Below are 18,356 nucleotides of genomic sequence, written 5' to 3' on the forward strand. Positions count from 1 at the left end.
TACTTGAGACCAACTGGCGCCATTCACCGGTGGAGAGCCTGCTGATCCCAGGCTGTCCTTGGCTCAGACCTAGGGAATACCCTTCAAGAATCGATTTGCATAAATCTATAGAATATATCTAATGATTTGCCGGGTTCATGCACCATCCTCCCTCCCTCTCTAGATTTGCATGAACATCCTGAGCGATCAGGAACGGCTTTTCTTCAGCGCCTCAGGCCACCTTCGGGTGGCCTTTTTTTGGCTCGGGAGGTAGCCATTTAGTGAAGATCCCGCCTGTCGCATGTTCATTCGTCGATTACCCGCCCATCGGGCAGCTTGCAGATGCTTCGCTCCCCGATCGCTGAAGACTGGAGAGGTGACGTGCCTGCATGCTGTACGCCATATACAGATGCAGGATAGCCATGCCCAGCAGTGGAACAGACGCTGCCGGACGCCTAGCACCGCCGGTCAGCGGCATGAAGGTTGAATTCATATGGATGCGCAAAAACACGCACGCAGAAAGGGCAGCGAGCTTCTGCTGAAAATGTCGCCTGGCGACACCAAACACGGACCACTGCTCGACTGGCCGCTAAACTGCCTCCATCCCAAGCACACAAGGCGTTTTCTATGTTGTCTCGCTTCAAGGTTTCACTCACCTGTATTTTTTTGGTATACGCAGGTCTGGCACACGCCAGCCCTGCATCGCAAGAAGCCTCTGCATACGAGACCTTGAAAATCAAGGCCATGATCTGCAAGGAGGAATATATGATTGGACTGTTGAAGGTTGGCCAGGGCGAAACGACTCTGCAGCAGGCTTACAGCGATTTTCTGGGCTGCAGAGGCGCTGTGTCGAAAGCATCCAAGGAGGTCTATAAAAAGGTGCTCGGCAAAGCCAAGGGAAGCGATGCCAAAAAGGCTCTCAAGGACTACCAGGTGGCCTTCATGACTTTTCTGGACGGCATAGATGCCAAGGCGGGAGAGACAAAGTACGACTACTCGCTACGCTTTTCCGCATTGGAAGACAACCTGAGCATGGCCAAGCGGCGCCTGGATCTGGAATTGGAATAAGCGATAGGCATGCCAGCGCTACTGGCAAGCTGGCCTATCCGCACCAGTTGCGCACATCTTCAGACGCGTTTGGCTGGATACTCTCACTGCCGCCATCAGCTTGGCAAAGACGGCATTGAATGAAGTGGAACGACTCCGGAACCTTGTTCGCCGCGCACCGGCCCCATGTGCAGGGTGCTTGCACCTGATAGCTGCATATCGTGTCTGGCCTTAATTCGGAGGCGCTTTGCTCTTGGAGAACACTGCGAGGTGATTGGCGATTCCGGCTTTTGGATCTGGAATATTGCAGCCTCGCGTTGTGCGGTGTAAACGCTGACAGAATCACTATTTTCAGTGATACCAATTGTTACTCATCCTCTCTATGCTTATAACTCAGCAGCTCCTCGCTTAACCGCCCAACCGGGGTTGCTGAGTTTCAGTACCACCTTGTTGGATGGCTAGAGATGAATACCAGCACTGCACACCCATTGTTCGATGCGGCCCCTACTCTGCAAGGCTTGCTGCCTCCGCACCTGTGGAGGGTACTGGCAAGAAATGGCATTACGACCATTGAACAGGCAGCCCAGAGCTACCCAGAAAAGCTGCTGCTGATGCCCAGCGTGGGCCCTAGAACCTTTAGAAAGATTGAAGAAAGCCTGTTTCCGGGAAAGCACTATGCGCCGCCCCAGCAGGAAGGTGCCGTGCAGCCTGGTCTGGACCAGACATCCAGGGCCCTCCCCTTTTTCCGGCGCACCCAGAATGCGCTGAGGCGGCACGACCTCAAGTAAGGACAGCGGGCTGTTGAATGACCGGGAAGACCAGCCGCCCGGAACCAGCGGCCCATTCAACTGGGGCCCATCCCCAGCATTCGTGCCAACGGATTCTCTGCCGCGTGGCCGTACCCGCGAGGCAGACCACCGCGCCCACCATCACTCCTCTGCAGCTTTCAGCGTATCGCCCAGCCACAACCGGGGACCAGCACCCCGTTTGCCAATATAGTCCGCCTGGTTGAACACGTGGCAGACCTTCATCGACAGGCAGCCACAGCCGATGCAGTTCTCAAGACTTTTGCGCAGATGCGTCAGTTCCTGAATGCGCTCATCCACCCGCGCGATCCAGATCTTCGACAGGCCACGCCATTCCTCCCCAGAGGGCGCATGGTGCTTGGGCAGGCCCTCCAATTGCGACGCGATCTCCTCGAGCTGAAATCCCAGCCGCTGCGCGAACACGATATAGGCCACCCGGCGCAGTGCTGAACGCCGGTAACGGCGATGCCCCGAAGCGCTTCGCACTGATTCGATCAAGCCCAGTGACTCGTAGTAACGCAGCGCCGACGCGTTGACGCCGCTGCGCTTTGCGATATTTCCGATGGGCAGCAGTTCATCATCCCCAGGAGTCATGGTGCTTCTTCCTTTTCGCTTGACTTAAAGTTAACTTTAACTTGAAGAATCCGCTCCGGCAATGACGAGGGAAATTTTTTCTCGCAAGTCATTGAGCCCTTCTGCGTCCCCGTCGCTTGCCGCTCAGGACGGTAGACGCCCGAGTCTTCAAGAAAAGGAATTCCAATATGAGATCAGAGATCTGCCCGCAGGCGACTGCTGCTGGCACAGGTCCTGCGATGGCATCTGCCGTGCGCGTGATCACGCTATCCCTTGCATTGTCCGCCGCACTCACAGCCTGTGGACCCCCAAAGCCACCAGAGGACAGCAGTGCGCCGGGCGAACCAGCGCCAGCCGCCGTCACGACTGCCACGGTACGCGCTGAGCCGGTACAGCTGTGGAACCAGTTCAACGGCCGGATTGCTGCGCAGGAAACCGTGGAGATCCGCTCCCGCGTGGCAGGCTACATCGAACATGTCCATTTCCGCGAGGGGCAGCCCGTGCGCAAAGGCCAGTTGCTGTTCAGCATCGATGCCCGCCCCTATCGGGCCTCGCTGGCGAGCGCACAGGCACAACTACAGCGTGCCAAAGCGGCGGCGGAATTGGCTGCCACGCAGGACCGGCGTGCACGCGACTTGGTGGCGGACCGCGCCATCGCTGCTGAAGAAGCCGATAACCGTGCCGGAACACTGGCCCAAGCCCGAGCCCAGGTAGCGGCTGCCGAAGCTGCGGTGGCCGCCGCCCAACTGGATCTGGGCTTCACCGAAGTTCGTGCCCCCATTGCGGGAATAGCCGGACGCGCGCTGCTGACCACCGGCAACCTTGCGCGCGCGGACGACAGTGTCCTGGTGACCGTGGTTTCTCAAAATCCGGTGTATGTGCATTTCGATGCCGATGAGCAAAGCCTGCTGCGCGGCATGCAAAACAGCAGCGCGGCCCCGAGCGATGCGATGGTGCGTGTCGGCCTGGTCAGCGATGAAGGCTTTCCGCACACGGGCCGCGTGGGCTTCACCGACAACCGGCTGGATCCGCAGACGGGCACGGTGGCACTGCGCGCCACGTTGAATAACGACCAAGGACTGTTCAAGCCGGGCATGTTTGCGCGGGTGCAAATGCAGGAGCGCAGCACGGTCACCGCCGTACTGATTGACGACAAGGCAGTGCTTACCGACCAGAGCCGCAAATACGTCTATGTCGTGGACGCTGCCCAGCGTGCACAAAGGCGCGATCTGCAGTTGGGGAGGATGGTGGACGGCAGACGCATCGTCGAGTCGGGGCTTGCGCCCGGCGAGCAATTGGTGGTGGCAGGCATGCAGCGCATTTTTTACCCCGGCATGCCATTGGCACCCCAGAGGTTGGACAGCCAAGCTGCGGGCGCCGCGCTGCCGGAAACGCAGAAACCCGCCCAGAAAGCGCAGCCATGAGCAAAGGACACATGGACTTCTCCAAATTCTTCATCGACCGGCCCATCTTCGCGATCGTGCTGTCGGTCATCATGTTCGCCGTAGGACTGATTGCGATTCCTCAGCTGCCGTCTGGCGAATACCCCGAAGTCGTTCCCCCCAGCGTGGTCGTGCGTGCGACCTACCCCGGCGCCAACCCCAAGGAAATCGCCGAATCAGTGGCAGTGCCGCTGGAAGAGGCGATCAATGGCGTCGAAGGGCTGATGTACATGAAGTCCGTCGCGGCCTCGGATGGGAGCCTGCAGGTGGTGTCCACCTTCCGCCCGGGCACCGACCCCGACGCCGCTGCGGTGCGGGTGCAAAACCGGGTGAGCCAGGCCCAAAGCCGCCTGCCCGAAGAGGTGCGCCAGTACGGAATCACCACGCAAAAGCAATCGGCCACGCCGCTGATGTATGTCGGCCTCGTCTCCACGACTGGCAGCCTCGACACGCTGTATCTGCGCAATTACGTCACCTTGCGCGTCAAGGGTGAACTCGCGCGCCTCCCCGGCATTGGCGACGTCGGCGTCTACGGCGCTGGTGACTATGCGATGCGCATATGGCTGGACCCGGACAAGGTCGCAGCCCGCCAGCTGACCACCGACCAGGTCATTGCCGCCGTGCGCGAACAGAACGTCCAGGTATCAGCGGGCCAGCTCGGCGCCGAGCCCAGTGGCCGCGCTACGGACACCTTGCTGTCCATCAACGTGCAAGGCCGTCTGCAGAGCGAAGAGGAGTTCGGCAGCATTGTGCTGAAGACAGGCGCTGATGGGCAACTGGTGCGCCTGTCCGATGTGGCCCGGCTGGAGCTGGGTGCCAGCGACTACACACTGAGAGCCTCTCTGGATAACAAACCCATGGCAGCCATCGGCATCTTTCTGACACCGGGCGCCAATGCGCTGGGCGTGGCCCAAGAGGTGTACAAGACGCTGGAACGCCTGTCCGGCGACCTGCCGCCCGACACCGCGTTCAAATACCTCTGGGACCCGACCGTCTTTGTGCGGGATTCGCTCAAGGCGGTACAGCACACGTTGATCGAAGCCGTGGTCCTGGTCGTCCTGGTGGTCATTGTCTTTCTGCAGACCTGGCGCGCCTCCATCATCCCGCTGCTCGCGGTGCCGGTATCGATTGTCGGCACCTTTGCCTGGCTGTACCTGCTGGGCTACTCGATCAATACCCTGACCTTGTTCGGACTGGTACTGGCGATCGGGATCGTTGTCGACGACGCCATCGTCGTGGTCGAGAATGTGGAACGCTTCATCGAAAAAGGCCACAGCCCGCGCGATGCCGCGCACCTGGCCATGCAGGAGGTGTCAGGCCCCATCATCGCCATTGCGCTGGTGCTGTGCGCCGTGTTTGTGCCCATGGCGTTTCTCGATGGCATCACTGGCCAGTTCTACAAGCAGTTCGCGGTGACGATTGCCATCTCGACCGTCATCTCGGCCATCAATTCGCTCACCTTGTCGCCCGCCCTTGCGGCCAAGCTGCTGCAGGGCCACGGCGCGCGCAAAGACTGGCTGGCGCGCAGCATGGACACGGGGCTGGGCTGGTTCTTCAGGCGCTTCAACCGCCTGTTCGACCGCAGCGCGCAGCGCTATGAACATGCGGTGGCGCGTTCATTCCAGGGGCGCGGGCTGGTGTTTGCCATCTACCTGGCGCTGCTGGGTGCCACCGCCCTGCTGTTCAACCAGGTGCCCGGTGGCTTTATCCCGATGCAGGACAAGCTTTACCTGTTTGCCGGCGCCAAATTGCCCGAGGGCGCATCGCTGCAACGCACCGATGCAGTGACGCAAGAACTCACGCGCCACGCCCTGGCCATCGACGGGGTGGAATCGGTGCCGGCCTTTGCCGGAATGAATGCGCTGCAGGGAACCAATACACCCAATCTCACCAGCGCCTATGTGATCCTCAAGCCTTTTGCGGAGCGCCAGCGCAGCGCGACGGAGATCAGCAATGCGCTCAACCAAAAGCTCGCGGGCATGGAGGGCGGCTATGGCTACGCGCTGATGCCGCCGCCGATCCAGGGTTTGGGCAATGGATCGGGCTATTCGCTGTTTCTGAAAGACCGCGCCGGCCTGGGCTATGCAGCCCTGCAGCAAGCGCTGGGAGCGTTTCAGGCAGAGATTGCCAAGACCCCGGGCATGCACTACCCCGTCAGCGCCTACCAGTCCAATATTCCGCAGCTCGACGTGAAGGTGGATCGCACCAAGGCGAAAGCCCAGGGCGTCGCCTTGAGCGACCTATTCCAGACCCTGCAGGCCTATCTGGGTTCGGTCTACGTGAATGACTTCAATGCGCTGGGCCGCGTCTACCGCGTCGTGCTGCAGGCCGACGCCAGCCACCGCCAGACGGCAGAGGACATCGGAAAACTGCAAACGCGCAACAACCGGGGTGATATGGTGCCGCTGGCCTCCATGGTGTCCATCGTGCCCAGCTACGGGCCCGATCCGGTTTTGCGCTACAACGGCTTTCCGGCTGCCGACCTCATCGGTGATGCCGATCCTGCCGTTCTGTCGTCGTCCGAGACACTGCTGAAGCTGCGTGACATTGCGGACAAGACCTTGCCGCCGGGCATTGAACTGGCCTGGACGGACATGAGCTACCAGCAAGTCGAGCAAAGCCATGCCGCAGCCGTCGTATTCACCCTGGCAGTGATGCTGGTGTTCCTGGTGCTTGCCGCGCTGTACGAGAGCTGGACCATGCCGTTGGCCGTGATTCTGATCGTACCCGTCTGCATTTGTGCGGCGCTGTTTGGCGTCTGGCTGTCAGGCGGCGATAACAATGTCTTTGTCCAGGTGGGCCTGGTGGTGCTGATGGGCCTGGCCTGCAAGAACGCCATCCTCATTGTGGAATTCGCCCGCGAACGCGAGATGCAAGGTGCCAGCACCTGGGATGCCGCACGCGAAGCATGCAGGCTCCGCCTGCGCCCCATCGTCATGACATCCATTGCCTTCATTGCCGGCGCCGTGCCGCTGCTGATCGGCAAGGGCGCTGGCGCGGAAGTACGCGCTGCCACTGGCATTACTGTCTTCTCCGGCATGCTGGGTGTCACGCTCTTTGGGCTGTTCCTCACGCCGGTGTTCTATGTCACCTTGCGCAAGCTCAGTGGCACCCAGCTGCATACACCCGACATTGCAGAGGCATTGAAGCCCGGCCGTGCAGCACCTGTAATCGCCAAGGAGCTGGCACATGACTAAATACTTCCATCTGCGAAGCATCGCTGCCGCCTGCTGCATCAGCTTGTCAGGCTGCAGCGCAGTAGGGCCCGATTTTCATTCGCCGCTTGCAGAAGACAGCCTGCCCACCCGGTTTGCACAGCAGCATAGGTCTGCGCAGGCAGACGCGGCTCCATTGCTTTCCACCGATATCCAAGATGCCCCATTCTGGAACCAGTTTGGCGACCCGCTACTCACCCAGCTGGTACAGCAAGCGCTGCAGAACAACAACGACCTGGGTGCGGCGCTGGCAAGGCTCCAGTCGGCGGAGGCGCTTTTCAGGCAATCAGGAATGGATCGCTTCCCCACCGTCACAATGAACGCCGAGGGCCGGCAGCAAAAGCGCAGTGCTGCGCAAACCAGCCCGGGGCAGCCCCGGTCGGCTCGCCTCTACAGCAGTGCCATCACCGCGCAATGGGAGCTGGATTTTCTGGGGCGCATCTCGCGGTCGGTGGAGGCAGCGCAGGCCAGCATGCAAGCGACGCAAGCCGATGTCGCGGGACTGCAAATCATCATCGCAGCACAGGTGGCAGACGCCTACACCCAATTGCGCGGCGCCCAGCTGCGCCTGCAGATTGCACAGGCTGCTGAGAAAAACCAGCTTGGCACCCTGCGGCTGGTCGAGCGGCGCTTGCAGGCAGGAAGCAGCACCGATCTGGACGCCGCCCGTGCGAGGGCTCAGTGGCTGAACACGCAGGCGCGGGTTCCCGGATGGCAGACGCAGATGGCGGTTCAACAGCATCGTCTGGCAGTGCTGCTGGGTCTTTCGCCGGATCGCTTGTCAGCCCAGCTCTCCAACACAGCTGCGTTGCCAGCCATGCCACCCGCGCTGGACCCGGGGGCGCCCGCTCACCTGCTGCGGCGCAGGCCTGACATCACCGCAGCAGAATTGCGCCTCCATGCCGCCACAGCACGCATTGGTGTCGCGACAGCGGACTTGTTCCCCCGCCTCTCGCTGGGCGCTGTGCTGGGCAGCACCACGCTGGCCGGCCGCCATCTTTTTGCGGGTGACACCTTGCAAAGCAGTGCCTTTCTCGGCATCGACTGGTCGTTCCTGGATGTGGGCCGCGTGCGCGCCCGCATTGCAGCGAGCCAGGCAGATGCCGCCGAGGCCCTGTCGCTGTACCAGCAAAGTGTGCTGCTGGCGCTGGAAGAAACCGAGAACGCGTTGGCAACAGTGCATCGCAACCGCGACGAGCTCAGCGCTTTGAAGGAAGCGCAGGCCGAAAGGGACCAGGCTGAGCAGCTGGCCCAGCGCATGTACCGAGGCGGCTCCATCAGCTTGTACGAAGTGCTGGAAGCCCAGCGTGAGCAGCTGGCAGCGCAGGATGCCCGAGCCCAAAGCCAGATCGCTGGCGTACGTTCGAGCATTGCGCTGTACAAGGCACTGGCAGGTGGGTGGACTGGGCTGCCGCAGCCAGCAGAGACACTCGCCGCTCAGTGACGGTGAGACGGGGCATATGGACGCTGGGATCCCGCAGCACAGTGCCTTGTCTCCGCCAAGACCGGCCATGGAAACATGCGGATGACATGGCGCGGTTACGCTCGAACGGAATCCATGAAACACGCGGCAGCAGAAATACCCGTTGCAAAAGCTCAAGCCACTAGGCCGGAAGCGATGAACGCGGGCCAACGGTTTAGTTTCAAAGAGTTACATACAGCTTCACAGGAGAGACAAACTCCCACCCAGATGCTTGCTTACGATCGTCGCAAGTCATTGGCATTGCTGACGAATCAGCCCTTTGCAGAGATCCCTCCCGCCCGTACCCTGCGGGCATTTAAGCCATCCTAGCCGGTGGCTTTTTTTTCTGTCTGAGTGCGTGCGCAGCTGCAAAGCCAACCGACAGATTGCGGAATATTCCCTGAGATTGCGGAACAACAGACAAAAAAAAGCCCCTGCGCGATTTGCGCAAGGGCTTGATTCCTATAACCAATGTTTGGTGGGTCCTGCGAGATTCGAACTCGCGACCAACGGATTAAAAGTCCGCTGCTCTACCGACTGAGCTAAAGACCCGCCGCGTTTGCTTGACAAATTCCTAAGAAGAGGTCTTGCTCACAACAGACTTAGATTATAGCGTAGGTTTTTTGTCATTTTTGGGAATGCGCCAATTTTTCCAGAATCCAGCTCGCAGCGCACATACCAAAGGTTGCGGTCACCGCCACTGACGACCCATAGCCGTGGCAGTTCAGCGAACCATCACCATCGACTGCGCAAGAAGGATCAGGGCCGGCAACGGCTTCCTGGCTGTAGATGCAGGCCACGTTCATCTTCTTGCCATCCTTGGGGGCGCCATATTCTTTGCGCAGACGGTAGCGCACCTGGGCAAGCAAAGGGTCGTGCGTCGTCTGCGACAGGTCGGCCTGCTCCACCTTCCATGCCAGGCGCTTGCCGCCCGCCGCACCGATGCAGACAAAAGGCCGCTGGTTGCGCCGCCCCCAGTTGGCCATCGCGGCCTTGGCACGCACCTGGTCGCAGGCATCGACAAAGCCGTCGACGCCGTCAAGCAGTGCAGCGCAGTTCTCGGCGGTGAGGAAGTCTTCGACCACCTCGACGACACAATGGGGGTTGATCTGGCGGATGCGCTCGCGCATCGCATCGACCTTGGCCATGCCAATCGTGTCGGTCAATGCATGGATCTGCCGGTTGATGTTGGACTCGGCCACATTGTCCAGGTCGATCAGCCGAAGGCGGGCAACTCCACTTCGAGCCAGCGCTTCGGCCGTCCAGGAGCCTACGCCCCCGATGCCGATCACGGCGATGCAGCTTGCGCGCATTTGCGCGGCCGGCCCGACACCAAACAGGCGGTCCAAGCCGCCAAAGCGCCTTTGCGTGTCAACGTCCACCTCGGCGTCCTGCCGATCGGGCGCCGATGGAGACGGTGCACTCATATCACTTCAGCTTGGAGAGGCGCTCTTTGGCCGCCGTCGCCGCATCGCTTTGCGGGTAGGCAGCAATCAGGTCTTCCAAGGTCTTGCGGGCAGCCTTGGTGTCCTTGAGCTCGATCTGGCAATTGGCAATCGACAGTGCCGAATCAGGCGCACGCATGTGTTCGGGCGCCTGGGCCAGGATCAGCTTGAAATTATCGATGGCAGGCTTGTAGTCGCGGGTAGCGTAGTACGCATTGCCCAGCCAAAAGCGTGCCGAGGGCACGTAGCCACTCTTGGGATAACGCTGGATGAAACTGCTGAACACGCCAGCAGCATCGGCAAACTTGCCGGTGCGAAACACGCCCAGGGCGGCTTCAAAATCTCGCCTTTCAGCAGGGTCAGCTTTGAACTCCTGCCCATCCACAGTGACCGAAACGGGTTCAAACTGCTGGAGCCGGGCTTCAACACCCTTGGCCAAATCAGTCTGACCGCGCTTCAGATCGGCAACCTCACGTCGCAGAGTTTCGTTTTCGCCACGCAGCTTGTTCATCTCTCCACGCATGGATTCAATCTGCGATTGAAAGTCCAGCAGGCTGCGACGCACTTGCGAGGTGTCCTCACCATTTTGGTTGTTGCCTTGCGTCAGCTGATCAACGCGCTGACGCAGCTCAAGGATGGCGCGGCGTGCGTCGCCATCTTCGAACAAAGCGGCCTGGGAGGTACTTGCACAGGCCATCAATGCGGCCAATGCAATCCAACGGGGAGTACTGCGAGTGAGGTTCATGGAGCCTTTAACGGTAGTTCAGTTCAACGCGGCGGTTTTGGGCGTGCGCATCTTCCGAGTTACCTTCAGCAGCCAGCTTTTCCTTGCCGAACGACACGGCTTCGAGTTGGCTGTCGCTCACGCCCAGCACGGTCAGCGAACGGCGCACGGCCTCAGCACGCTTTTGGCCCAGGGCCAGGTTGTACTCACGGCCACCGCGGTTGTCGGTGTTGCCTTCCAGCATGACCTTGCGCGACGGGTTGGCCTTCAGGAAGCGTGCGTGTGCATCCAGCATCGATTGTGCATCTGGCTTGACCGAGTAGCTGTCGAAGTCAAAGTAAACAATGCGTGCAACGCCGACGGGGCCTTGGCCGTTGGCTGCGCTGCTGTTCAGGTCAACGCCTGGCACCGTGCTTTGGCCTGCACCACCGGTGCCAGCGCCTTGACCGGCGGTAACGCCACCCTTGTCTTCGACAGGTGCGTTATCCAGAGGAGGTGCAGAGCTGCAACCAGCCAACACGGCAGCGGCCACCAGGGCCAACGAAGCTTTCTTCAATGACAACATGTATAACTCTCCGAAACGATTTTCTCGTATAAAAATAATTGACTCGCCAAAACCAATCTTAGGGCTGGTATGGGCCCCAATCGGGCTCCCGTATGTCTCCGCTCTGCCCTGCCAGTCGTGCTTTGATCTTGCCGTCCAGCGTCGTGGTCATGAGGGCTTCACGACCGCCTTCGCGGGTTGCATAGACGATGAGTCGGCTGTTCGGAGCAAAACTGGGGCTTTCATCACTTGTGGTGTCTGTGACCGACACTGGAGTTCCGGAAGCCAGATCCATGACCTGCAATTTATATCCACCACCGGCGCGCGTGATGTAAGCGAGTGTCTTGCCATCAGGACTGATGGAAGGAGAAATGTTGTAGGACCCGCTAAACGTGACGCGCTCGGCGTTGCCGCCTTGGGCGCCTACGCGGTAGATCTGCGGCGCACCGCCACGGTCGCTGACGAAGTAGATATAGCGGCCGTCCTTCGAATAGGTAGGCTCGGTGTCAATGCCGCTGCTTTGCATCAGACGGCGAGGCTCACCACCGCTCGAAGGGATGGTATAGAGCTGCGAGCCGCCATCGCGGCTCAGGGTGACCGCCAAGGTGCTGCCATCCGGCGACCAGGCCGGTGCGCTGTTGGAGCCCCGGAAGTTGGCGATCAGGCGGCGGCGGCCGGACGAGACCTCGTGCACATAGACCACGGGCTTGCGCGACTCGAAAGACACATAGGCCAGCTGCGTGCCGGCGGGCGACCAGGTGGGCGAGATGATGGGCTCTGGGCTGGCCAGTGCCGACTGTGCATTCTCACCGTCCGAGTCTGCCACCCACAGCGTGTAGCGGGGGCCGGCCTTGGTCACGTAGGCGATGCGGGTCGAGAACACGCCTTTTTCGCCGGTGATCTTTTCGTAGATGTAGTCCGAAATCTTGTGCGCCACCAAGCGCAAATCGGCTTGCGGCACGCTGTAGCTCTGACCGCCCATGTCGGCGCCCTTGACAGCATCCCACAGACGAAAACGCACATCAAAGCCATTGGCGCCCCGGGTCACGCTACCGACCGACAGGTACTCGGCGCCTGCGGCCGACCACTTGGCGACATCGGGACGCGAGCTCTCATCGAGTTGTTCGCCTGAAGCATCGACCGGCTTGAACAGACCGCTGCGGATCAGATCGGCCTGCACGATGGCAGAGATCTTTTGCGGCGACGCATCTTCGCCCCGGAACTTGGGCAAGGCGATGGGGATTTGCTTGATGCCAACGCCACTGATCTCAACCCGGAACTGCGCCAGGGCGGGAACTGCAGGGGCTGCGAGTGCAGCACCTAGAACGTGACGACGATGGAATAGCGGCTTGGCCGCCTCCGAGAGAAGAGATGGGAAGCGAGTTTTAGTCATTACCGACCATCATAAATGCGCTATGCATGACAAGCCCTGAAGGCTGCAGGATGTTACACACCCCACAAATTCTTTATTATCGTTCAACGTCGACAGCCGTGCATTTTAGAATCACCTCTACATGTCCACAACTGAAAAACCATCTTCTGCACGTGCATCTGACGCGCCAGCGGGCGCTGAAGGCCACAATCCGGCCGCTAGCGTTGCGCAGATGCCACTGCGCGCACGCCTGTCGCGCCTGGCCCCCTACTTTGGCTACCAACGCTGGACCTGGGTACTGGCGATCCTGGCCACGATCGTGGTAGCAGGCACCGAGCCGGCTATTCCCGCACTGCTCAAGCCTTTGCTGGACCAGGGCTTCACCGGTGGCACCTTGCCGCTGTGGGCAGTGCCGGTCACCATCGTCGGCGTCTTTTTCATCCGAGGTCTGGCGCAGTTCATCAACCAATACGCACTCGCACGCATTGCCAATGACGGCATGATGCGCCTGCGCGAGAACCTCTTCGGCCGGGTGCTCGATGCACACCTGGGCCTTTTTACCAAGCAATCGGCCAGTGCGCTGTCCAACACCGTGGTGTATGAGGTGCAAAACGGATCCACACTCATCGTGCAGGCCTTGCTGATGCTCTCGCGCGATGGCTTCACGGTCATTGCACTGTTGATGTATTTGCTTTACTTGAACTGGCAGCTGACCTTGATCGTCGCCGTGCTGCTGCCCAGCGTGTCGTGGATCATGAAGAAGCTCTCCAAGCGCCTCTACCACATCACCAAGGCCAGCCAGCAGGCCACCGATGAGCTGGCCTATGTGGTCGAAGAAAACGTGCTGGCCCACCGCATGGTGCGCATCCACGCCGCCCAGGCCAGCCAGTCGGGCCGCTTCCAGATTCTGAGCCGCAAGCTGCGCCAGCTGGCCATCAAGGCCACCATCGCATCGGCAGCGATGACGCCTCTCACCCAGCTGCTGGCCGCCGTCGCACTGTCTGCGGTGATCTGCATTGCGCTGTGGCAAAGCCGCACCACCGGCATCAATGCCAAGGATGTGACCGTCGGCGGCTTTGTGGCCTTTATCTCCGCCATGCTGATGCTGATTGCACCCATCCGCCGCCTGGCCGATGTGGCCAACCCGTTGACCCGGGGCGTAGCTGCGTTGGAACGCGGACTGGGCTTGCTCGAAGAAATTCCGCCCGAACAGGGCGGTGGCTACAAGACGGAACAAGCACGTGGGGCCATTGCGCTGCAAGATGTGAGCGTGGGGTTTGGTGAAGACAAGGCCCCGGCGCTGCGCCACCTGAGCCTGACCATCCACCCCGGCGAAGTGGTGGCGCTGGTCGGCCCGTCAGGCGCCGGCAAGACCACGCTGGTCAACCTGCTGCCGCGCTTTGTGGAGCCCAGCGAGGGCCAGATCAGCATTGATGGCGTGGCGCTGGGCGACTGGGACCTGCACAGCCTGCGCAGCCAGTTTGCGATGGTGAGCCAGGACGTGGTGATGTTCAACGACACCATCGCCGCCAATGTAGCGCTGGGCCAGGATGTGGACGAAAAACGCCTGCTCGAATGCCTGGCTGCTGCCAATCTGCAGGACTTTGTCGAACGCCAGCCGCAGGGCATCTACAGCCTGGTCGGCCACAATGCCAACCAGCTGTCGGGCGGCCAGCGCCAGCGCCTGGCCATTGCCCGCGCGCTGTACAAGAATGCGCCGATCCTGATCCTGGACGAAGCCACGTCGGCCCTCGACACCGAGTCCGAACGTCTGGTGCAAGAAGCCCTCTCGCGCCTGATGCAGGGCCGCACCACCCTGGTCATTGCCCACCGCTTGTCCACGATCGAACATGCCGACCGTGTGGTGGTGATGGAGCGCGGCCAGGTCGTGGAGCAAGGTACGCACCAGGAACTGATCGACTTGGGCGGCCTGTACGCACGCCTGCAGTCGCGCCCCCACTGAACCCACGGGGCCTCAGCAGGAGGCCCCAACATCTGCTTACCGCGCAGAACCACAGCCGCGGGTGACAGCCTTGCGCTATCGCCGCTAGCATGCTGATAGACGACCATCCCGGTCGCTATTTGGAGGGGGCTGCATGCGTAGTTGTTTCTTACCCAGTTGGCGCCAGCTCTGGCTGGCCGCCGTGCTCTGCTGCTGGGCAGTACTAACCCATGCCAGCAACAAGCCAGCCTTGTGGCTTGCGCAAAAATACCCCGGTGGCTTGGATCTGCAGCAGTACTGGGTGAGTGAGAAATACGACGGAGTGCGCGGCTACTGGGATGGCCAAGCCCTGTGGACCCGCCAAGGCACAGCCATTGCCGCCCCGGCCTGGTACACCGCTGGCTGGCCAGCCACGCCGATGGAGGGTGAGCTATGGGCCGGGCGCGGCCAGTTTGCACGCGCCCAGTCCATCACCAGCAAAGCCACGCCGGCGGATGCCGACTGGCAAGCCCTGCACTTCATGGTGTTTGATGCGCCTGCCACGCCCGGCAGTTTTACCGAGCGCCTGCAGGCCATTGCGCAGTTTGTAGACGCTGTGCAGCAGCCCTGGGTACAGGCCACGCCGCAATGGCGGGAGAGCGACGAAGCCCGCCTGAGGGCGCAGATGCAGCGCATCGTGCGCGAAGGTGGCGAAGGGCTGATGCTGCACAAGGCCAGCGCTGCCTACCGCAGTGGACGCAGCGGCGATGTGCTCAAGCTCAAACCGCATGAGGATGCCGAAGCCCAGGTGGTAGGGCATGCACCGGGACGCGGCAAATACGAAGGGATGACTGGCGCCTTGCTGGTCCGCACTGCCGATGGCATTGACTTCAAACTGGGCAGCGGTTTGAGCGATGCGCAGCGCCGCGATCCGCCCGCCATCGGCAGTTGGGTCACCTACCGCTACCGTGGCGTGCACGACAGCGGCAAGCCACGCTTTGCCAGCTTTTGGCGCATGCGTGAAGAAGGCATGCCACCCTCCCCGGCAAGCGACGTGGCAAGCACGCCATGAGCGACGAACGCGCATAAAAAAAGCAGCGCATTGCGCTGCTTTGGAGGTGAGGCGAGCGTAAAGCAAGGGACTCAAAATTCCCCGCAGTTACGCCCCTGCCCGATCAGACCTTGGGCGTGCGTGGCTTGGCCACACGGCGCGGTTTGGGCGCCGCTTGCGGCGTCTTGGCCACGGGCGACACCACACCTTCGCTGGCATCACCCAGGGGCTTTTCAGCGTTGAGCGATTTCTTCATCGCAGCAGTGCTGCGCTTTTTGGCCGACGATGCGGGCGCCTTGCCTTCCAGCATGGGGCTGCGCTTCTTCGAAGATGCCACCGGGGCAGAAACCACCTGGGTTTGCATCGCCTGGTCGCTGGCATCCATCGCGACGCAGTCCGCGTAGTAGCGCACTTCGCCACTTTCTTCGTCCACCAGTTCGACCAGGCCGTGGATATCGGTCTCAAAACCTGGGCAGAGCTTGGAGAACTCACGCGCAAAGATGAGGTAGTCCACGATCTTCTTGTTGAAGACTTCGCCAGGGATCAGCAACGGAATGCCGGGTGGGTAAGGCGTGACCAGACCCACGGTAACGCGGCCTTCCAGATGGTCGATCTCCACACGCTCGGTCTTGCGGCGCGCGATGTGCGCAAACGCGTCCGAAGGCTTCATCGCTGGCGTCAGGTCCGACAGGTACATCTCCGTGGTCAGACGGGCGATGTCGTACTTGGCATAGAGCTGGTGCACGTGCTGGCACAGGTCCTTCAGGCCCATGCGCTCATAGCGCTTGTGCTGCTGGCAGAACTCGGGAAGGATGCGCCACATCGGCTGGTTCTTCTCGTAGTCGTCCTTGAACTGCTGCAGCGCGGTCAGCATCGTGTTCCAGCGGCCCTTGGTGATACCAATGGTGAACATGATGAAGAACGAGTACAGACCGGTCTTCTCGACCACCACGCCGTGCTCGGCCAGGTACTTGGTGACGATGGACGCGGGAATGCCGGTCTCGTCGAAGTCGCCGTCCAGGTCCAGCCCGGGCGTCACGATGGTGGACTTGATCGGGTCCAGCATGTTGAAGCCATCGGCCAGATCGCCAAAGCCGTGCCAGTTGTCGAACTCCTTGCCGTTCTTGCCCTTGGTCTTGCGCGATGCATCCGGGCCACGAATGATCCAGTCCTGGGCCGAGCCCACGCCTTCATCGGCCAGGGCTTCGGGGCCCCAGACCTGGAACCACCAGTCGTCCTCGCCAAATTCCTCGTCCACCTTGCGCATCGCACGGCGGAAGTCCAGCGCCTCCAGGATCGACTCCTCCACCAGCGCGGTGCCGCCAGGCGGCTCCATCATCGCAGCGGCCACATCGCAGCTGGCGATGATGCTGTACTGCGGGCTGGTCGAGGTGTGCATCAGGTACGCCTCGTTGAACAGGTTGAAGTCCAGCTTTTGGGTCTGGCTGTCCTGCACCAGCACGTGCGATGCCTGGCTGATGCCAGCCAGCAGCTTGTGGATGGACTGGGTGGCATACACCACCGAGTGCTTCGGGCGCGCGCGCTTCTTGCCCATGGCGTGGTAGCTGCCATAGAAGGGGTGGAAGGCCGCATGCGGCAACCAGGCTTCGTCAAAGTGCAGGTTGTCGACATAGCCATCGAGCTTTTGCTTGATGGTCTCGGTGTTGTAGAGCACGCCGTCGTAGGTCGATTGCGTCAGGGTTAGCACACGGGGCTTAACCGTTTTTGGATCGACTCCCTTGAGCAGCGGGTTCGCAGCAATCTTGGCCTCGATGGTCTTGGGCGAGAACTCGCTCTCATGGATCGGGCCGATGATGCCGAAGTGGTTGCGCGTGGGCTTCAGGAACACCGGAATCGCACCCGTCATGATGATGGAGTGCAGGATGGATTTGTGGCAGTTGCGGTCCACCACCACCACATCGCCCGGCGCCACCGTGTGGTGCCAGACCATCTTGTTCGAGGTCGAGGTACCGTTGGTCACAAAGAAGCAGTGGTCGGCATTGAAGATGCGCGCAGCATTGCGCTCGCTCTCGCCAATCGCGCCGTTGTGGTCCAGCAGCTGGCCCAGCTCTTCCACAGCGTTGCAGACGTCGGAGCGCAGCATGTTCTCGCCATAGAACTGGTGGTACATCTGGCCAATCGGGCTCTTCAAGAAAGCCACACCGCCACCGTGACCGGGGCAGTGCCAGCTGTAGGAGCCGTCTTCGGCGTAATCCAGCAGCGCCTTGAAGAACGGTGGCTGAATGCCTTCGAGGTAGTTCTTGGCTTCGCGCAGGATGTGCTTGGCCACGAACTCGGGCGTGTCCTCGAACATGTGGATGAAGCCGTGCAGCTCACGCAGGATGTCGTTGGGCAGGTGGCGGCTGGTCTTGGTTTCGCCGTAGATGTAGATCGGCACATCCGGATTCTTGCGGCGCACTTCGGTGATGAAGTCACGCAGGTTGTGCACGATCTGGTCATCACCGCCGCCCAGTTGGAACTCCTCGTCATCGATCGACAGGATGAAGGCACTGGCGCGGCTTTGCTGCTGCGCAAACTGGCTCAGGTCACCATAGCTGGTCACGCCCAGCACCTCAAAGCCCTCCTCCTCGATGGCATGCGCCAGATCGCGGATGCTCAGGCCGGAAGTGTTTTCCGAGCGAAAGTCCTCGTCAATGATGACGATGGGAAAGCGAAACTTCATGGGCGTTCCCGCAGCCGCGGGCCTCAGTAAAACAATCGAAACAGCCGCGAAGTGTACGGAATTTGCACGCCCTTTTTATGTATCCTGCATCA

Annotated in this window: 13 protein-coding genes, 1 tRNA gene and 1 pseudogene; 7 read left to right on the forward strand and 8 right to left on the reverse strand. The window is 60.9% G+C overall.

Features of this window, described 5'->3' with window-relative positions:
• Positions 1-284: 284 nt before the first annotated feature.
• Positions 285-383: pseudogene (locus ACHWUQ_RS21855) on the reverse strand (hypothetical protein); the annotation flags it as partial.
• A 223-nt stretch (positions 384-606) separates the two neighbouring features.
• Between ACHWUQ_RS21855 and ACHWUQ_RS21860 the strand changes: the two are divergent.
• Positions 607-1,047, forward strand: a complete 441-nt coding sequence (locus ACHWUQ_RS21860; RefSeq protein WP_394682427.1) for a hypothetical protein — start codon at positions 607-609, stop codon at positions 1,045-1,047.
• Between the two features lie 443 nt (positions 1,048-1,490).
• Positions 1,491-1,814 (forward strand): helix-hairpin-helix domain-containing protein, encoded by a 324-nt coding sequence (locus ACHWUQ_RS21865; RefSeq protein ID WP_239812241.1) that lies wholly within the window; start codon positions 1,491-1,493, stop codon positions 1,812-1,814.
• A gap of 141 nt (positions 1,815-1,955) precedes the next feature.
• On the opposite strand, the gene soxR is transcribed toward ACHWUQ_RS21865, so the two are convergent.
• On the reverse strand, positions 1,956-2,426 hold the full coding sequence (gene soxR, locus ACHWUQ_RS21870; protein WP_394682428.1) for a redox-sensitive transcriptional activator SoxR: 471 nt from the start codon (positions 2,424-2,426) through the stop codon (positions 1,956-1,958).
• 218 nt (positions 2,427-2,644) lie between these two features.
• Between soxR and ACHWUQ_RS21875 the strand changes: the two genes are divergently transcribed.
• Genes ACHWUQ_RS21875 through ACHWUQ_RS21885 form a run of 3 tightly spaced genes read left to right on the forward strand, consistent with a single transcriptional unit; the run spans position 2,645 to position 8,506 of the window.
• On the forward strand, positions 2,645-3,829 hold the full coding sequence (locus tag ACHWUQ_RS21875) for an efflux RND transporter periplasmic adaptor subunit (RefSeq protein WP_394682547.1): 1,185 nt from the start codon (positions 2,645-2,647) through the stop codon (positions 3,827-3,829).
• Between the two features lie 11 nt (positions 3,830-3,840).
• On the forward strand, positions 3,841-7,044 hold the full coding sequence (locus ACHWUQ_RS21880; protein ID WP_394682548.1) for an efflux RND transporter permease subunit: 3,204 nt from the start codon (positions 3,841-3,843) through the stop codon (positions 7,042-7,044).
• A complete protein-coding gene (locus ACHWUQ_RS21885) occupies positions 7,037-8,506 on the forward strand; it encodes an efflux transporter outer membrane subunit (protein WP_394682429.1) in 1,470 nt (489 codons plus the stop codon). Before ACHWUQ_RS21880 ends, ACHWUQ_RS21885 begins: the two co-directional genes overlap by 8 nt.
• 494 nt (positions 8,507-9,000) lie before the next feature.
• On the opposite strand, the gene ACHWUQ_RS21890 is transcribed toward ACHWUQ_RS21885, so the two are convergent.
• The 5 genes from ACHWUQ_RS21890 to tolB form a co-directional block, all read right to left on the reverse strand.
• Positions 9,001-9,076, reverse strand: a tRNA-Lys gene (locus tag ACHWUQ_RS21890).
• 74 nt (positions 9,077-9,150) lie between these two features.
• Positions 9,151-9,951, reverse strand: a complete 801-nt coding sequence (locus tag ACHWUQ_RS21895; protein WP_369459115.1) for a ThiF family adenylyltransferase — start codon at positions 9,949-9,951, stop codon at positions 9,151-9,153.
• 1 nt (position 9,952) lies between these two features.
• Positions 9,953-10,714, reverse strand: a complete 762-nt coding sequence (gene ybgF, locus ACHWUQ_RS21900) for a tol-pal system protein YbgF (RefSeq protein WP_394682430.1) — start codon at positions 10,712-10,714, stop codon at positions 9,953-9,955.
• Between the two features lie 7 nt (positions 10,715-10,721).
• Complete coding sequence (pal, locus tag ACHWUQ_RS21905) at positions 10,722-11,258, reverse strand: peptidoglycan-associated lipoprotein Pal (protein ID WP_239812247.1); 537 nt, start codon at positions 11,256-11,258, stop codon at positions 10,722-10,724.
• 58 nt (positions 11,259-11,316) lie between these two features.
• Positions 11,317-12,630, reverse strand: coding sequence for a Tol-Pal system beta propeller repeat protein TolB (gene tolB / locus ACHWUQ_RS21910; RefSeq protein WP_239812248.1), 1,314 nt, complete (start codon positions 12,628-12,630; stop codon positions 11,317-11,319).
• 211 nt (positions 12,631-12,841) lie between these two features.
• Here tolB and msbA point away from each other — a divergent pair, with 211 nt between their 5' ends.
• Both msbA and ACHWUQ_RS21920 read left to right on the forward strand, forming a co-directional pair.
• A complete protein-coding gene (gene msbA / locus ACHWUQ_RS21915) occupies positions 12,842-14,572 on the forward strand; it encodes a lipid A export permease/ATP-binding protein MsbA (RefSeq protein ID WP_394682431.1) in 1,731 nt (576 codons plus the stop codon).
• A 133-nt stretch (positions 14,573-14,705) separates the two neighbouring features.
• A complete protein-coding gene (locus tag ACHWUQ_RS21920) occupies positions 14,706-15,602 on the forward strand; it encodes a DNA ligase (protein ID WP_394682432.1) in 897 nt (298 codons plus the stop codon).
• A gap of 103 nt (positions 15,603-15,705) precedes the next feature.
• Here the strand turns inward: ACHWUQ_RS21920 and ACHWUQ_RS21925 are convergent, their stop codons facing one another.
• Positions 15,706-18,264 carry an arginine/lysine/ornithine decarboxylase gene (locus ACHWUQ_RS21925; RefSeq protein ID WP_239812251.1) on the reverse strand — a complete coding sequence of 853 codons (2,559 nt, stop codon included), beginning with the start codon at positions 18,262-18,264 and terminating at the stop codon, positions 15,706-15,708.
• Positions 18,265-18,356: the final 92 nt, after the last annotated feature.

Source organism: uncultured Comamonas sp. (genome assembly GCF_964277875.1).
GTDB lineage: Bacteria > Pseudomonadota > Gammaproteobacteria > Burkholderiales > Burkholderiaceae_C > Comamonas > Comamonas sediminis.

Excerpts from the sequence above, each read along its gene's own strand:
- ACHWUQ_RS21860 (WP_394682427.1), top strand. The coding sequence starts at position 607 with ATGTTGTCTCGCTTCAAGGTTTCACTCACCTGTATTTTTTTGGTATAC.
- ACHWUQ_RS21865 (WP_239812241.1), top strand. The coding sequence starts at position 1,491 with ATGAATACCAGCACTGCACACCCATTGTTCGATGCGGCCCCTACTCTG.
- soxR (WP_394682428.1), bottom strand. The coding sequence starts at position 2,426 with ATGACTCCTGGGGATGATGAACTGCTGCCCATCGGAAATATCGCAAAG.
- ACHWUQ_RS21875 (WP_394682547.1), top strand. The coding sequence starts at position 2,645 with ATGGCATCTGCCGTGCGCGTGATCACGCTATCCCTTGCATTGTCCGCC.
- ACHWUQ_RS21880 (WP_394682548.1), top strand. The coding sequence starts at position 3,841 with ATGGACTTCTCCAAATTCTTCATCGACCGGCCCATCTTCGCGATCGTG.
- ACHWUQ_RS21885 (WP_394682429.1), top strand. The coding sequence starts at position 7,037 with ATGACTAAATACTTCCATCTGCGAAGCATCGCTGCCGCCTGCTGCATC.
- ACHWUQ_RS21895 (WP_369459115.1), bottom strand. The coding sequence starts at position 9,951 with ATGAGTGCACCGTCTCCATCGGCGCCCGATCGGCAGGACGCCGAGGTG.
- ybgF (WP_394682430.1), bottom strand. The coding sequence starts at position 10,714 with ATGAACCTCACTCGCAGTACTCCCCGTTGGATTGCATTGGCCGCATTG.
- pal (WP_239812247.1), bottom strand. The coding sequence starts at position 11,258 with ATGTTGTCATTGAAGAAAGCTTCGTTGGCCCTGGTGGCCGCTGCCGTG.
- tolB (WP_239812248.1), bottom strand. The coding sequence starts at position 12,630 with ATGACTAAAACTCGCTTCCCATCTCTTCTCTCGGAGGCGGCCAAGCCG.
- msbA (WP_394682431.1), top strand. The coding sequence starts at position 12,842 with ATGCCACTGCGCGCACGCCTGTCGCGCCTGGCCCCCTACTTTGGCTAC.
- ACHWUQ_RS21920 (WP_394682432.1), top strand. The coding sequence starts at position 14,706 with ATGCGTAGTTGTTTCTTACCCAGTTGGCGCCAGCTCTGGCTGGCCGCC.
- ACHWUQ_RS21925 (WP_239812251.1), bottom strand. The coding sequence starts at position 18,264 with ATGAAGTTTCGCTTTCCCATCGTCATCATTGACGAGGACTTTCGCTCG.